At 65.8% G+C, this 14,407-nt stretch carries 16 protein-coding genes and 1 pseudogene; 7 read left to right on the top strand and 10 right to left on the bottom strand.

The window, feature by feature from the left end; genetic code table 11:
• The first annotated feature begins 114 nt into the window (after nt 1-114).
• Together B9D87_RS06825 and B9D87_RS06820 are read left to right on the top strand one after the other, a co-directional pair.
• Nucleotides 115-942: a DUF1906 domain-containing protein gene (locus B9D87_RS06825; protein ID WP_007771042.1), complete on the top strand. Its 828-nt coding sequence runs from the start codon at nt 115-117 to the stop codon at nt 940-942.
• Nucleotides 943-1,314: 372 nt separating this feature from the next.
• Nucleotides 1,315-1,770 (top strand): MPT63 family protein, encoded by a 456-nt coding sequence (locus B9D87_RS06820; RefSeq protein ID WP_040629817.1) that lies wholly within the window; start codon nt 1,315-1,317, stop codon nt 1,768-1,770.
• 46 nt (nt 1,771-1,816) lie between these two features.
• On the opposite strand, the gene B9D87_RS06815 is transcribed toward B9D87_RS06820, so the two are convergent.
• From B9D87_RS06815 to B9D87_RS06805, 3 genes are all read right to left on the bottom strand, one after another.
• On the bottom strand, nt 1,817-2,425 hold the full coding sequence (locus tag B9D87_RS06815; RefSeq protein ID WP_007771044.1) for an LGFP repeat-containing protein: 609 nt from the start codon (nt 2,423-2,425) through the stop codon (nt 1,817-1,819).
• Between the two features lie 258 nt (nt 2,426-2,683).
• Complete coding sequence (locus B9D87_RS06810) at nt 2,684-3,112, bottom strand: cellulose-binding domain-containing protein (protein ID WP_007771046.1); 429 nt, start codon at nt 3,110-3,112, stop codon at nt 2,684-2,686.
• Between the two features lie 176 nt (nt 3,113-3,288).
• Nucleotides 3,289-3,870, bottom strand: coding sequence for a dihydrofolate reductase family protein (locus tag B9D87_RS06805; RefSeq protein WP_007771048.1), 582 nt, complete (start codon nt 3,868-3,870; stop codon nt 3,289-3,291).
• Nucleotides 3,871-3,987: 117 nt separating this feature from the next.
• On the opposite strand from B9D87_RS06805, the gene B9D87_RS06800 reads away from it, so the two are divergent.
• A complete protein-coding gene (locus tag B9D87_RS06800; protein WP_040629819.1) occupies nt 3,988-4,698 on the top strand; it encodes a cutinase family protein in 711 nt (236 codons plus the stop codon).
• A gap of 33 nt (nt 4,699-4,731) precedes the next feature.
• Here B9D87_RS06800 and B9D87_RS27375 read toward each other — a convergent pair.
• From B9D87_RS27375 to B9D87_RS06775, 6 genes and pseudogenes are all read right to left on the bottom strand, one after another.
• Nucleotides 4,732-4,929 (bottom strand): annotated as a pseudogene (locus B9D87_RS27375) (IS481 family transposase); the annotation flags it as partial.
• A gap of 127 nt (nt 4,930-5,056) precedes the next feature.
• Entirely contained in the window at nt 5,057-5,476 is a 420-nt protein-coding gene (locus B9D87_RS06790) for a hypothetical protein (RefSeq protein WP_202950003.1), read from the bottom strand.
• Complete coding sequence (locus B9D87_RS27235; protein ID WP_007771053.1) at nt 5,473-5,730, bottom strand: hypothetical protein; 258 nt, start codon at nt 5,728-5,730, stop codon at nt 5,473-5,475. Before B9D87_RS27235 ends, B9D87_RS06790 begins: the two co-directional genes overlap by 4 nt.
• A complete protein-coding gene (locus B9D87_RS06785) occupies nt 5,721-6,320 on the bottom strand; it encodes an alpha/beta fold hydrolase (RefSeq protein WP_007771054.1) in 600 nt (199 codons plus the stop codon). The genes B9D87_RS27235 and B9D87_RS06785 overlap by 10 nt, the downstream gene beginning before the upstream one ends.
• A complete protein-coding gene (locus B9D87_RS06780; RefSeq protein ID WP_040629822.1) occupies nt 6,317-6,742 on the bottom strand; it encodes a helix-turn-helix domain-containing protein in 426 nt (141 codons plus the stop codon). Before B9D87_RS06780 ends, B9D87_RS06785 begins: the two co-directional genes overlap by 4 nt.
• Nucleotides 6,743-6,904: 162 nt before the next feature.
• Nucleotides 6,905-7,717 carry a PPOX class F420-dependent oxidoreductase gene (locus tag B9D87_RS06775; protein WP_007771056.1) on the bottom strand — a complete coding sequence of 271 codons (813 nt, stop codon included), beginning with the start codon at nt 7,715-7,717 and terminating at the stop codon, nt 6,905-6,907.
• 136 nt (nt 7,718-7,853) lie between these two features.
• Here B9D87_RS06775 and B9D87_RS06770 point away from each other — a divergent pair, with 136 nt between their 5' ends.
• Nucleotides 7,854-8,303, top strand: a complete 450-nt coding sequence (locus tag B9D87_RS06770; RefSeq protein WP_040629823.1) for a hypothetical protein — start codon at nt 7,854-7,856, stop codon at nt 8,301-8,303.
• Here the strand turns inward: B9D87_RS06770 and B9D87_RS06765 are convergent.
• Nucleotides 8,300-8,548, bottom strand: coding sequence for a hypothetical protein (locus B9D87_RS06765; protein ID WP_007771061.1), 249 nt, complete (start codon nt 8,546-8,548; stop codon nt 8,300-8,302). The two genes, B9D87_RS06770 and B9D87_RS06765, sit on opposite strands and share 4 nt — an antisense overlap.
• Before the next feature lie 233 nt (nt 8,549-8,781).
• Here B9D87_RS06765 and B9D87_RS06760 point away from each other — a divergent pair, with 233 nt between their 5' ends.
• The 3 genes from B9D87_RS06760 to B9D87_RS06750 are packed head-to-tail and all read left to right on the top strand — an operon-like array spanning nt 8,782 to nt 14,316.
• A complete protein-coding gene (locus B9D87_RS06760; protein WP_040630307.1) occupies nt 8,782-10,257 on the top strand; it encodes a DUF3375 domain-containing protein in 1,476 nt (491 codons plus the stop codon).
• Nucleotides 10,254-10,961: a DUF4194 domain-containing protein gene (locus B9D87_RS06755; RefSeq protein ID WP_007771063.1), complete on the top strand. Its 708-nt coding sequence runs from the start codon at nt 10,254-10,256 to the stop codon at nt 10,959-10,961. The genes B9D87_RS06760 and B9D87_RS06755 overlap by 4 nt, the downstream gene beginning before the upstream one ends.
• Nucleotides 10,954-14,316, top strand: a complete 3,363-nt coding sequence (locus B9D87_RS06750; protein WP_007771064.1) for an ATP-binding protein — start codon at nt 10,954-10,956, stop codon at nt 14,314-14,316. The genes B9D87_RS06755 and B9D87_RS06750 overlap by 8 nt, the downstream gene beginning before the upstream one ends.
• The last annotated feature ends 91 nt before the right edge of the window (nt 14,317-14,407 follow it).

Raw genomic sequence — 14,407 nt, 5'->3', positions numbered from 1 at the left:
GGCTGGGAAGTTCATAGCCGAACGGTCACCACTTGGTATCTATTTGGGAATGCAACCGCGTTTCGGCTGGCGCAGGTCTATCGGTAACAACAGTCGCATCGTTAACATCGCGCGATGCAGAGTTTGCCCCCGCCGGCCAGCGAAGTGCGGCTGGGCGCGGTTTCCCGGCGCGACGCGCTGCGCTACGCCGCCGCGTTGGCCGGCCTGGGCGCCGCATCGATAGCCTGCGGCATGCCCAGGGCGGCTGCCGCCGCTCCCCCTCAGCTGATCGACTTCGCCGCCCGCCAGATCCCGGCGCAGCAGATCCGCGCTGCCGGCTATAGCGGGGTGGTCAACTACGTTTCGATGTCGCGTCCCGGCTCGTCGTTTGGCGCCAAGCCGATCACTCGGTCCTACGCCGACTCGCTGACAGCCGCCGGCTTGGCGATCGTCAGCAACTACCAATTCGGTAAGCCGGGTGGGTCGGCACCGTCGGACTTCACCCGGGGCTACGCGGGCGGCATCGCAGATGCGCGTACTGCCTGGGGTTTGCACACCGCGGCAGGCGGCGGCCAGAGTGCGCCGATTTTCTTCACCATCGACGAGGACATCAATCGCGACACCTGGAATCACACCGCGCTGCCGTGGTTTCGCGGAATCAACTCGGTTCTTGGGGTTCAGCGCACCGGGGTCTACGGAGGCGTCAGGGTGTGCCAGTGGGCCGCGGCCGATGGCGTTGTCGGGTCTTCGAGCACACCCGGCCGCCGGTGGGTCTGGCAAACCAAAGCCTGGTCCGGCAGCCAGGTTCACCCCGCCGCTGTTCTCTACCAGCGCATCGTGAGCACCGCGTCCAATCCCGGGCCGAAGGTCGGCGGACTCGAAGTGGACGTCAACGACGTCCTGGCCCCCGACTGCGGCCAGTGGAACCTCCATGGGGGTCGCCCAAGCGGCGATGTGCGATAGGCGTTGCTGCCACTTCCCAAGCCAGAGTTCATGTGCGCGAAATATGTTGCACTACAACATATTTGACGTAGAAGCTGACCTGCGATGAGCGCGACCGGCGTCTTGGTATTGCCGGGCTACGGCCCCCGCAGGACGACCTTCCGGTTTACCGTGGTGCTCACGCCGCCCTGGTGCTGCCGGGAGGCGGTACGCGATCGTTCTCATGGGTTCCATTCGCGCGGTTACAGAGGGCGACCAAAGCACCTGAGTGACCAGTGCGCAGGATCCGACAAGCGCCATTAATAAGCGTCAGGTTTGAAATTCCGAGCTTTGGATAGAACTCAATTCAGCTGCCGCTCCTGGATAGCCGGCACATCACGAAGGGAGCCCGACGTGGCGTTCTCACACATTGCATCGAAAACAACCGCAGCAACCGCTGCATTGGCGGCGGTCGGACTTTTCATGGCGGCCCCGGCATTCGCCGATCCGCAAGTGCTGCAATTCGGCCAGATGGCCGAGATTTCCAGTAATGGCGGCACCATCGACTACACGGTGAGCAACCTGCAGCCCAGCGGCCACAACGACGGCATTTGGTACTCCGACGTCACAGCGAAAGGCGTGAGCGGTAACGCGACCCCGAACATTGCCGACTTCAACGCGCGGGCCGTCAACAGCTCCACGTTCGCGGTGATGAAAGGCAACCAGACCGACGGCCTCCCTGAGGGACCGCTTCCCTTGGGCAGCCCGGTTACGGGGCGCCTTTACTTCGACGTCCGCAACGGTACGAACCCCGACAGCGTCGTCTACCGGGACGCCGGAGGCACGGACAAGGTCGTCTGGAAAAGCTAGCAACTCGCCCAGCCAGTAACGCCGGTACCCGGCTATACCTTTCGGGCTACAGCCCGGACGGCACGAGCTTCCCGTTGACCGTCACCTCGACCTGGCCGGTCTGCGGGTTGTACCCGATCGTGCCGTGCTCGAAGTTCGACACGAGCTGATCGCCGACGGCGTTCTGGTCGCTGGTGGGAAAGCCGAGCGGACCTGCCGAACCGTTAGTGCCGGTGATCGCAGGCGTGCCGTCGGGGTTGCGCGGAACATTCCAGGCCTCCCGTATCTTGCCCAGCGTGATGTAGGCGGGCGTGCCGACGTCACCGTTCCTGGCGGTGATCACGCCGCCCTGGAACTGCTGGAATACCAGACCGCTGTCCCGTGTCCCCGCGTTGCGGTCGCCCGTCAGCGGCTTGCCGAGAGCCTTCTTCTGATCCTCCGTTGCCGACGAGTACTTGGCAGCGATGGGGCCGGTCAGAGTCACCTCCACGTCGCGGTCACCGACGATCTTCACCTCGGTGGGCGGCGCTGGGGTTTTAACCGTAGAGGTGGCGCTCACCCCGGCCTGAGGCGGTGCCGACGCCTCGACGCTCTTGCCATTGCTGCAGCCCGCGGTGATGAGCGCGACGGCGGCCAGACCGACGACGGTGGCGTGGCGGGGTGCGATCGTTCTCATGAGCTTCCTCTCGCGTCTTGTGGGTCAAGCTGCGGCCGGCTGATCCCCCTCGCCCGGCCGGGGCTTCGAACGAACTTACGCCGGGCTCATTGACGGCGAGCCAGTGCACCCAGCCGAGCCCCTGGTTCGAACGCGGCCGGCAACCCTCGACCGAATGGGTGCTTCTCGAAATGGCTCGACTCAGGCGGCGACGCGCGGAGTCACCCGGCAACGTGTTCGGTCGTCGTGACGCCGTCGAGCCCTAGCGCACGGTCGCCTCTAGGCGCACCGATATTGCCCGTTGAGCACACAATTCGCCGGTGGCGAGTAGGTACCGCTCAGCACGCCCCTGAAACCACCGGTGGCCGAACCACCGGGCGCAATGACGCGATTCCAATTCGCAGGGGTGAGAACAAAATGCGTGCCGGATTGGGCGACGGTGCTATTCCACGTGTGCAAGACGGATTGTCCCGGCGGCATGTCGAATTCGAGCTTCCAATCCGATAGCGGCGCCATGCTCGAGTTGGTAACGGTGAAGTTGGCGATGAAACCGGTCTGCCACGTATGTGCCACCGACAACGTCGCCATCGCCGCGGCCGCGTGGGCCGCGGGGCTGATGGCGAGTCCGAGGATGGCAACCATCAGTGCCGACACGGTTACGTGAAGCGCTGTGCGCCAGCACTTCACGCCACTTGTCTGTCGGGCCATAGTTGCCGACATTAAAGCGAAACGGGCCGATGCCGGCCGCCGCACACGGCTAAGCTGCAGTTCCTTTGCCCAACTGACATCGTCCTGAAATGTTGGCCTCGATCCGACCGCTTCTCGCTCCCCCGTCGCCGGGGGCGTCGACGACGTCGATGTACGGACACGTGCGCCCCTGGGGCTCAGGGATGCAGGGTGGGCCGGTACACGAGCTCTTGGATATCGCCGTCCAGTGTTCGGCTCTCGATCAGCTCGAGGTCGAAGTCGGCCGCACCCTGGAAGATCCGGTCATCGCCGGTCTGACCGGTGATCACCGGGAAAAGCGTCACCTGGACCCGGTCGACCAGGCCGGCGGCCATCAGCGCCCGGTTCATCGACAGGCTGCCGTGCGAGCGCAACGGCACCTCGGACTCCTCCTTGAGCCTGCCAACGACGTCGACGGCGTCGCCGCGCACGACAGTCGCGTCGGGCCACTCGAGAGGTCCATCCAGGCTGGTCGACACAACCGTCGCCGGAAGGTGTCTCATCCGGGTGACCCACGGGTCGCGCACGTCGGAATCCTCGGTGCTCACGGCCAGCATCTGTGCGAACAACCGGTAAGTGTTGGCGCCCAGGACCATTCGCTGCTTCTCGCCGTACAATGCGAGGCGGCGGTCGAGCAATTCTGGGCCCTGCTTGCCCCAGTAGCCGCCCCAATCGCCGCCGCTGACGCCGCCGAAGCCGTCGAGGCTGGAAAAGACGTCGAAGGTATAGGTAGCAGTCATGGGTGCTCTCCTCGAGTGCAGTTGACGCCGTGTCGGGGATACAGACTGGGACCGATGCCGGAATTAATCGCCCCGGACTTCTCGTTTCGGTGCAATCGCGTTTGGGCATTCGCAGTCATGAGCTCGCTACGAACCATTTGTTACCTCGCTACCGCGGCAATGGCGGCGTGGGCGGGGACAATCTGCGCACCCACCCCGCCGGCCTCCGCCGACCCGTGTCCCAACGTTGAAGTCGTGTTCGCCCGAGGCACCGGCGAGCCGCCCGGTGTCGGCGGGATCGGGCAGGCGTTCGTCGATGCGCTCGGGTCACGGGTGGGTGGAAAGTCGGTCGGGGTCTATCCGGTCAACTACGAGGCGAGTAGCGACTTCAACGGCGGCGTCGCATTCGCCAGAACCGTCGTGGATGGGATCAGGGACGCCGGCACGCACATCGAGTCCACGGCGTCGAATTGTCCGAACACCCGAGTAGTGCTCGGCGGGTACTCCCAGGGCGCCGCCGTGGCCGGATTCGTCACCTCGGCGACCGTGCCAAAGGAGATCCCGCAGGAGTTTGTGGCCTACGTACCTCAGCCGATGCCGCCGTCGGTGGCGAATCATGTTGCCGCGGTGGTCCTGTTCGGAACTCCGTCCAATGAGTTCCTGCGCGGTGCCGGCGCGCCGCCGATCACGATTGGTCCCCTCTACGCGCCCAAGACCATCCAGCTGTGCGCCCCGGACGACACCGTCTGCAACGGCGCGCCTCCTGGACCGCCCGGCATCGCGCACACCATGTACGCGGCCAACGGAATGGTGGGCCAGGGCGCGGACTTCGCTGCAAGTCACCTTTAGTCGGTAAAGGTCTTTGCCTGTTAGCTTCCCCTGCCGGCCGTGGACGCGCCAACCGCCGTCGTCTGGGATGCGACCCACTCTCTTGACGTCGACGTGGATCATGTGGCCTGGGTGACGAGCGTTGACCGTGCGCGGCGTTCGATTGGACTGCCCGTCTGCGTCGATGAAGCGTCGGCGATTCAGGCCGACGTCGAGCAGTATTCGCGAGACGGTGCGACGGCTGATGGCGATATCGCACTCGTGTCGACTGCGTCTAGGTAGAAGTCATCAGGTGGGAAGGGGCGGCTGAACTCGGTCAGGACGTCGACAAGGTCCACGAATTGATGCGGCTACTTCGTCTTGGGCGACGGACGTGGTGTCACGATGGTCGCACCCGGCGGATCGAACCCGGCCTTGCCCCCGTTGCTTCGAGGTAGGCGAGCAGGATGCTGGCCTGTCGTCGAAGCCGTTCGGCTGCTTCGCTTTGGTGAACGTAGTGGTAGTGCTCTGCCTGTGTGTCGTACTCGGCGATAAGGTTCACCACGATCGCTTGGATGTCTGTCATGTGCAGCACGCGGCGCATCGCCTCGGTTGAGCCGACTCCGGGCGAGGAGTGGGCGATGACGCCATCAGCAGGTCGCGCCGAGCCTGTGTCTGGTTGGATGGCTTCGGCGTTATCGATCGCGGCGATCATTGTTCGTAGCGCTGAGATCGTTTCAGGTTGGCGTGATTTCAGTGCTGCCCGAAGGTCGCGGCGCAGTCCGTCGCGGAACGCCCAGGAGTCCTCTGCCCGTTTCACAGGCACATGCCTTGGTCCAGGAAGGTACGCAGCTCCTCCCCGCCGTCGAGCAGGCCATGACCCGCGTCAGCGAGCTTGATCGATGCTGTGGGCTGCAGGCGTACCAAGCGTGCAACGGTGTCGTGCGAGTCAAGCATGCGGTCACGTCCACCTAACATGACGAAAAGTGGTGCGGTGATGGCCTTTAGCTGTTCGTCGGAAAAGACGGGCAGCGTGTCGTGGCGCGGTCGATAGTTGCGTTGGATCACCAGCATGTAGTCGATGACAGGGGCAGGAATGCTGCCCGGTCCAAGTGCAATCTGAAGGGCCAGTCGTGTGGCGCGCTCTCCGAACGGCATAAGGGCCAGCGCTGCCAGGACCGCCCCGTAGCGTTGACGGCCGACACCCCCGGGGCCAGCAGAGCCAGTCGTTCGACGCGGCCGGGCCGGCGGATCGCGTAATCGATAGCCAGCCACCCACCCAACGAGACCCCCACCAGAGCAGGTGCGTCGACGCCAAGTTCGTCGAGTACGTCGTCAAGCCATAGCGCATAGCCCTCAGAGTCAAGGGAGGGCCGGGAGGGCGCGCTCAGTCCAGGCTCGCCGATGACATCGACCATGTACAGCCTGTGGTTCTGCGACCAGCGCGGCGCATCTGCCTGCCAGATCGCGCTGTTGCTCCCCGCGCCGTGCAGCAACACCACCGGTGGCGCATTGGCGGATCCGCAGTCCAAGACGAAGGTCTCGCCCTCACACGTGGCGACGGTGCGGTGCCGCAGCGGCACCGTCCATCGCTGGAGGTGATCCCGGTAGCTACGCTCGACCGCCTCCTGCCCAGATAAGGAGCGGTAGACGCCGGTGCTCACGTCTCATCCTGACGTGTCAAGGCGCCAATCAATCCGACCACAGCTGCCGTGGACTCTGGGTCGCCGACGACGAAAATGGTGAGACGGCAAGCAGATTCGTCGTAGGTCGAGTGGACGTTGAGCTGGGCCGGGTGACGGGAGTCGCTGATCGCCGCAGCGGTGAGATGTGCGGTGATCCGGTCCATCGTGAGGCGGTCGACATTGTCGATGTGCACGACAGTCGAGACGTACGCATGCGGGCTGCTGGCCGGCTCGTCGGGCACCGAGCCGGTGAAAACGCGCAAGTCCCGGTCGGTGATCCGGTACTGCTTGCCCATCCGCACGGCGCGCAGGCGGCCGTCGCGGACGTATCCGCGCACTGTGCGTACGTGCAGTCCCAGAATGTCGGCAACCTGTTCAGCCGAATACACAGCAACGCTCACCCCTACAACCTACCGCATAGTTCCCTAAAACCCCGAAAATAGGGACATTTAGGGTCTAATACGGAAGGTTATGCGCAAGAGGCCGGCCCGCAGGCCGGCGACGCCGCGGCATGCCGGTCTTGATTCCGGGCGACCGTAAACAACCTCATGACCCCGCAACAGTTAGCGGGCGAACTCGGGTGCCGGCGTCAACTCGAAGTGTGTGGTGCGGCCATATTTGGACCGCATGAGCCGGTGCGCCAGCGGCACCAACACGCCGTGCAGGATCGGATACTTTTGCCGCAGCAGACGCGCCGCTTTTGCGTATTCGGCTCCATCCAACCGGCGTGCGGTGCCGCACAGCGCGGGTCCCGTCGGTTTGCCGGACCCCGTCGCCGCCGCGAATTCGATCCTCGGATTGCGCCGGATCCGGCGCACTTTGACCGCTCGCTCAAAACTGCGAAAGTAGGCGCGGTCGCCGTCCACCACGATGCTGACCGGACTAGCGCCGGGGTCGCCGTTCTTACGAAAGGTGGTGAGCGAGATGGTCTTCTGCCGCACGAACGGTGCCAATGCCGAATCGGTCGCCGCGCCAACGGTTCCCAGCACATAGCCGAGCTGACGCAGCCGCAACACCAACGCCAGAACCAACGCCACAGACACCGCACCAAGGGCCCACACTTGCGCGGCGGAACCACCCACGTCGAGGTCCACAATGTGATTGACCGTGTGCACGGTGTTGGCCACGAGGAATCCGGCGAGCGCCGTAGCCAACGCGTCGGACCAGATCAGCGCAAGAAGCAGGATGACGCCGAGGCCCAGCTGGAAGGCACCCACGTCATGTAGGAAGTGCCGGTGCGCTTCGAAGCCGACGGCATCGGCGAATGACGCCGGCTCGACCAGGCACCAGATGCCGATCCCTGCGGTGACGATCGCCGTGGCTGCTGTCACCGCGATCAGGTAGATCCGCGCCACCGTATTCAAGCGACCCATCATTGCGCCCTTCCGATAATTCCTTCTCTTCCTCATTGATGACGACGCAGGGCATCAGCGTGTGACGGCGCGCGCGATCCGGATCATGTGGCGGCATGGTTTGCTCCCGGCTCGGAGCCGCTCATCGTAGGCTCTGGGCATGCGCTCGAGTCGGTGTGCCGTCGCGGTGATCGTCAGCGTCGCAGCGGCCGGGATTGCCGCGACGGCATGCACCAAGAGCACCTCCGGACAGGCGGTACACACGACCAGCGGTGTGGGTTCCACCCCACAGTTGGCCTCGTCGGCACCACCGACGCCGGCGTCCGCGGCGCCCACCGGCCAGCCGGTCGGGACGGCGGTGATGAAGGTCAGCGGTGGCAGCGGCCCGGTGACGATCCGGTACCGGATCAACGGGGGCCCAGAACAGACCGAGGCCAATGCGCCGCTGCCGTGGGAAAAGCAGTACCCCGTCTACGACCAACTGGAGTCGCAGGTAACCGCCGACGGCGGGGACGCCGCACTCATCTGCACGATCATCATGGATGGCGACAAGGTCGTGTCCCTCAAGAGCGAACCGCGGCCCACCTGCAACTTCGCCTACTGGGGCTAACTGGCAATCCCGTCGGGGCCGCGCGAGGAAGGCTCGCCGTCAGCGGGCCGCTCGTAGGACGACGAGGGCGGCGGCGGGATCGGAGGCAGTCCGCCGTGATACATGTCGAGATACGGTGCGGCGTAAGGGTTTCTCCACGGCTGCACGCCGGCGCGACGCCGGCGCACGTACGTCACCGTGAGGATGCCGCAGCCCACAATGAGAAAGCCCAGCAATAGCGCTTTGGCAACCAGGAGTGCGGTCATGGAGCGAATCCTAGTCGTCAAGGCGAGAAGGCCTCGCCGTTCCCGCAGTGCCGATCAACCGTCCATCCGATCGTCGAGCCGGTGACTACTGAGACTCGAGCGATGCCTGGGACCACTGGGACCCACTGACCCCAAACCATCCCCCGACACCCCTGCCGCTGGGCGCCGATTGTCGCCTCCGTGCCATATCTTGGATCGTCCGAGCCACGATCGAACGAGACGGAGGGCATGTGCTGGACGACGACACCACGCTGTCGCCTGCCGACCTGCTCGAACTCAATCGTGGCCTCCAGGGCTCACCGACGGTCCGCCTGCTGGCCACGCTGAACCTCAACCTCTATGCCACGCTGATGGAACGCCAGCTCAGCGGCGGCGTGGTCCCCGAGACCGACCTCGTCGTACGCCTCGAGCGCGACCTCGCCGAACTCGATCAGGCCGGCGAACAGTCCGGCCTGGCCCTGATCAAGTCCTGGGCCAGCCAGGGGTGGCTGCACCGCGTCGCCGACCAGCGCTCCGGCGTCGAACGCAACCTGTGTTACCTGACCCAGGAGGCGCGCCGGGCGCTCGACTTCCTGCGCGGCATGCGCCGGCAGGACACCATCGCCACCGGCGGCTCGATCAACGGCATCGCGGCCCGCCTCAAGCAGGTCGCGCTGCGCGTCGGCAATGACCCCGAACGGATCCGCGCCGGCATAGCGGCCGAAATCGCCGCGCTACAAACCGAACTCGATGCCCTCGACCACGACGCCGGTCCGGGTGAGCACAGCCAGGACGTCGACCTCACCGACGCCTACGACGAAGCCCACGCCATCGCCTTGCAGATGGAACGCCTGATCACCGACATCGGCCAGTACGGGGTCATGATCGAACGGGCCACCGCCGCGCTCGACGAGCCGATCGAGAGCAACGTCGAATACCGCGACCGGCAGCGACGCATGTACGCCGATTACGAGGCCGCCTGGGATTCCCAGGGCCGCGACTCGCACCGCGCCTTCCTGCGCATGATCAACGATCCCGACCAGCGCGCCGAGTTCGAAGCCGACGTCGCCGCCGTCGCCGAAGCCCTCCCCGCCCTCGACCCCGCCCTGCGCAAGGTGATGGCCGGTTTCTTCGAACTGGTCGGCCATCAGATCGACGAAGTGGAACGCATCCAGCAGCGCTGCGCGCAGCGCGTCAAACGGTTCACCGCGTTCGGCACCCTCGAACAGAGCCGTGGCGTGGCCCGTCAGCTCAACGAGGCGATCGGCGCCGCCCGCAACCTGCTCAAAGCGTCGCTGATCGACTCCCGGCTGGACATCGAACTCCCCCTGGCCCGCCACGCGTTCAGTTCGGTTGGCGCGCTGAGCTTCCGGATCGGCGACCTGTCCAACCCGAAGCCCGCCGAGGTTGCCGAGGGCGAGGTCGATCTGACCAGTTTCGCCTCGCTGACCACTCAGGTCGACGCCCCCGCGATGTCGGAGATGATCAACACCGCAATCAGTTCCGGGGCGCCACTGTCCCTCCCGGATGCGGTCGCGATGCTCGATTCGGCCTACCTCGGCCACGTCATCGTGCTGTGGTCCTGGGCGCTCAAGCAGCCGGAATCCGCACAGGGTTCCGAGTCGGTGACGGTCCGCTTCCAGTCCCTGGACGGGCGGGACCGCGAAATGGAGGTGCCGCACTTGATGTTCACCGAACCGGTTTCCACCCTGCTGGGGGCTACCGCGTGACCGTCGAAGAGACCGTCGACTACAGCGGGTTCTCCGCGCTCCCCCAGGTCGACCAGACGGCCCGCGTCCCGCAGCAGCGCCGTCCCCGGTTCGACGGCGACGTGTCCGAGCTGCCCGACCGCGCCTGCTGGGCATTGCAACAGCTGCTGACGCGCCGCTACATCAGTGCCGAAGCCGATCGCGACGTCTACACCTGGGTGCTGGAGTACCGCGCGCAACTGTCGGTCAGGCTGTCCGAATTGGACCTGCTGCTTCGCATCGTCGAGGGCGCTGACGTCGCGTTCGTCGAACAGGCCCGCTACGAATCCGCCCGGGGCGTCAAGCTTTTGCGTCGTGAACCGCTGGGCACCTACGACTCGATCCTGGCGTTGCACCTGGCGCAGATGATGCGCGCCTCGGGTGATCAGGCCGTCGTGATCAGCCGCGACGAAATGCACGGGCTGTTCTCCGGTGTGCTCAACGACGTCGACCGCGACGCCGTCACGTTCACCGCCCGCATCGACGGGGCCATCGCGCGCCTGACATCGCTGGAGATCCTGCGCAAGACCCGCGACGACGAGGACAGCTACACCGTCAGCCCGGTCATCAACGCCGTGATGACGGCCTCGGTGATCACCGAACTGCAGCAGCAGTTCGAGATCCTGCTGCGCGGCGGCGTCCCCGACGAGCGGGGCCACGACGACGAGGAGGGTGACGATGACTGAACAGTTCCACCTGTTGCGCCTGCAGGTCATCAACTGGGGTGTCTTCGACGGCTATCACTCCATCGGGTTCAGCGAGGGTGGCGCGCTGATCGCCGGCGCTTCCGGCAGCGGCAAATCCTCACTGCTGGACGCCATTTCGCTGGGCTTCCTGCCGTTCAACCGGCGCAACTTCAATGCCTCCGGCGACAACACGGCCGCCGGATCGAGCGCGGGCAGGCGGACCGTCGACAAATACGTCCGCGGCGCCTGGGGTCAGCGCAGCGACGCCGGCACCAGCAAGGTCATGTACCTGCGCGGCGATGGCACCGCGTGGTCGGCGATCGCCGTCACCTACCGCAGCAACACCGGCCGCACCGTCACCGGCTTGGTGCTCAAGTGGCTCACCGGCGACTCTCGGTCTGACTCTTCGAGCCGGTTCGTGCTGGCCGACGGTGACCGCGACATCGAGAACGTCTGCAACCGCTGGGCCGCGGGCCGATTCGACGCCTCGGTGTTCAAGGACGACTGGCGGTTCTCCACCAAGGTGGAATCGCAGTACCTCGCCCAGCTGTACGCCACCATCGGCATCCGCGCCTCAGACGCCGCGCAGCAGCTGCTCGGCAAGGCCAAATCACTGAAAAGTGTTGGCGGCCTTGAGCAGTTCGTTCGCGAGTTCATGCTCGACGAGCCCAGCAGCCTGAGCCGGCTGCCCGAAGCGCTCAAGCAGATCGACCCCTTGGTCGACGCCCGTGAACTGCTGGCCGTCGCGCAACGCAAACGCAAGATCCTCGGCGACATCGAAAAGATCCAGCAGCGCTACGCCTCGGAGTCGTCCGACCTGGGGATCATCGACCTCGTCGACCTGCCGATGGTCCGCGCCTACACCGATCATGTCCGGCTCGCGCAGTGCCCCGCGCAGATCGAATCGCTCGACGCCACCATCGACCAGCTCGGCAACGAATACGAAGACGTCACCCGCCAGCTCAATCTTGCCAAGGCCGAAGGTGATTCGCTGCACGCGCAGATCAGCGGATCCAGCACCAGCCTCGGGCCGCTGCAGTCGCAGGTGGCCGCCGCAGAGGCGCAGGCCGAGCAGGTCTCGCGCCGGCGCACCGCCTACGAATCGATGCTCACCACGCATGGTCTCGACATCCCGGACACCGCCGACGAATTCTGGAATCTGCGCGAGGAACTCAGCACGCGGGCCACCGAGCTGTTGGCCAAACTGGATCGCGGCCGGGAAGCCTCGACCGATGCCGAGTACGCCCAGAAGGTCGCCCGCATCGCCCGCGATGACGCCGCCAGGGAACTCAAACGCGTCGAGCGTGTCGGCTCGGCGCTTCCGGAATTCGCGCTCACCATGCGCGAACACATCTGCGCCGCTGTGGGTATCGATCCCGGTGAGCTGCCCTATATCGCCGAGTTGATGGATCTGCGGCCCGAGCAGAGCCGCTGGCGCGTCGCGGTCGAAAAGGTGCTGCGCGGTGTGGGCCTGCGGCTGCTCGTCCCCGACAGCCACTACGCGGCGGTGCTGCGGTTCGTCAACGAGACCAACATGGGTGGGCGACTGCAGCTGCATCACGTCCGCGCCCGGTTCGTCGGCGCGGAGGTCGCCGAGGCCGAGCCGAACACGTTGGCGGGCAAGCTGTTCGTGGTCGACCCGACCCACGCCTGCGCCGCCGAGGCAGCCGACGTCATCGCCGCAGCCGGTGATCACATCTGCGTCGACACCCCCGATGTGTTCGCCCGCTTCCGGCGCGCGGTCACCGACACCGGCCTTTACAAGGACTCCGAGCGTCTCGCCATCAAGGACGACCGCCGGCCGCTCAAGCAGGCCGACTACATCTACCAGGGCGATGTGGCCGCCAAGGTCGACGCGCTGACCGTGGATCTCGCCAACGCCGAAGAGGCGTTTCGCCGCGCCCGCGGCGTCGCCGACCAGATCGCCGCCGAGCGTCAGCAGTGGCGGGACCGGGCCGCGGCGTTCAAGGCGATCTGCGATCAATTCGAGCAGTGGACCCACGTCGACACCGAGACCGCCGACGGGCACGCCGATCGGCTGCGCGAGCAGTTCGAACTGCTGCTCGCCGACAATCCCGATATCGAGGCCCTCACGGCCCGCGCCGAGGAGTGCTGGGAGCAGATCCAGGCTTTGATGACCCGCCGCGGCGCCATCCAGACCCGCCGCGACGACCTCGACGGTCGCCGCACCCAGCTGCTCGAGTTGCAGGAACGGCTCGCTCCGGCGTTCGTGTCCGAGCCCTTGACCGACCTGCTGAACCGCTACGCCGTCGACGTGCCGGTTGCCCTGGACCTGCTCAACCCGGAACCGCACCGCGACGCGGTCTTCACCGCGATCCGGCGCGAACGCGAACAACTGCGCGAAAGCCGCAGGCGCTCATACGATGAGCTCGCGCGCATCCTCAACACCTTCGACACCGCGTTCCCCGACGCGATCCCCAACGACAGCGACGTGTTCGACGAACGCGTGCACGATTACGTCGCGCTGTGCCGCCACATCGACGAGCGGGAACTGCCCGAGGCCTACGAGCGCATGATGCGACTGGTCACCGAGCAGGCGCCCGACGCCATCCTGACCCTGCACCGGGTCGCCGAGCAGGAGGCCCGGCGGATCAGCGAACAGATCGAACGCGTCAACACCGGTCTGGGGGCGGTCGAGTTCAACCGCGGCACCCGCCTCACCCTGCGCGCCACCTCGCGCAGCCTGACCGCCGTCGCCGAACTCACCGAGATCGTGCGGGCCATCTCGCGGCGCATCGCCGAGGTCGGCCTCGGCGACAAGCAGGCCATCCTGGATCAGTACGCCGACATCTTGCGGCTGCGCAACCGATTGGCATCGACCGCGCCGGAAGACAAGGCCTGGACGCGCGACGCCCTCGACGTCCGCAACCGGTTCACCTTCGACTGCGCCGAGTGGGATGTCAGCACCGACGAGCTGATCCGCACCCACAGCAACGCCGGCGACAACTCGGGCGGCGAGCAGGAGAAGCTGATGGCCTTCTGCCTGGCCGGTGCGCTGAGCTTCAACCTGGCCAATCCCGAAAGTGCGGACAACAAACCGGTTTTCGCCCAGCTGATGCTCGACGAAGCGTTCTCCAAGTCCGACCCGCAGTTCGCGCAGCAGGCGCTGCAGGCCTTCCGCAAGTTCGGCTTCCAGCTGGTAATCGTGGCGACCGTGCAGAACGCCACCACCATCCAGCCCTACATCGACAGCGTGGTGATGGTGTCCAAGCGCGAAGCCACCGGGCGCAACGCCCGTCCGGTGGCGACGGTCAGCACCAAGACGATCACCGACTTCACCGCGCTGCGGCACGAGATGCGAACGTCGGCGGCGCTGGTCCCGGCCGGGGTGTGACGCTCTTCGCGGAGGCGGGGCGCCTACCGCGAGCGTCTTGTTGGGATCGGTAGCCGCGCAAAAACGCAAGACTTTCGCAAGCTTTCGGCGT

Source organism: Mycobacterium colombiense CECT 3035 (assembly GCF_002105755.1).
In the GTDB taxonomy this organism is placed as follows: domain Bacteria; phylum Actinomycetota; class Actinomycetes; order Mycobacteriales; family Mycobacteriaceae; genus Mycobacterium; species Mycobacterium colombiense.
The sequence above is the reverse complement of the archived record's forward strand: the minus strand, read 5'-3'. Positions and strand labels throughout refer to the sequence as shown.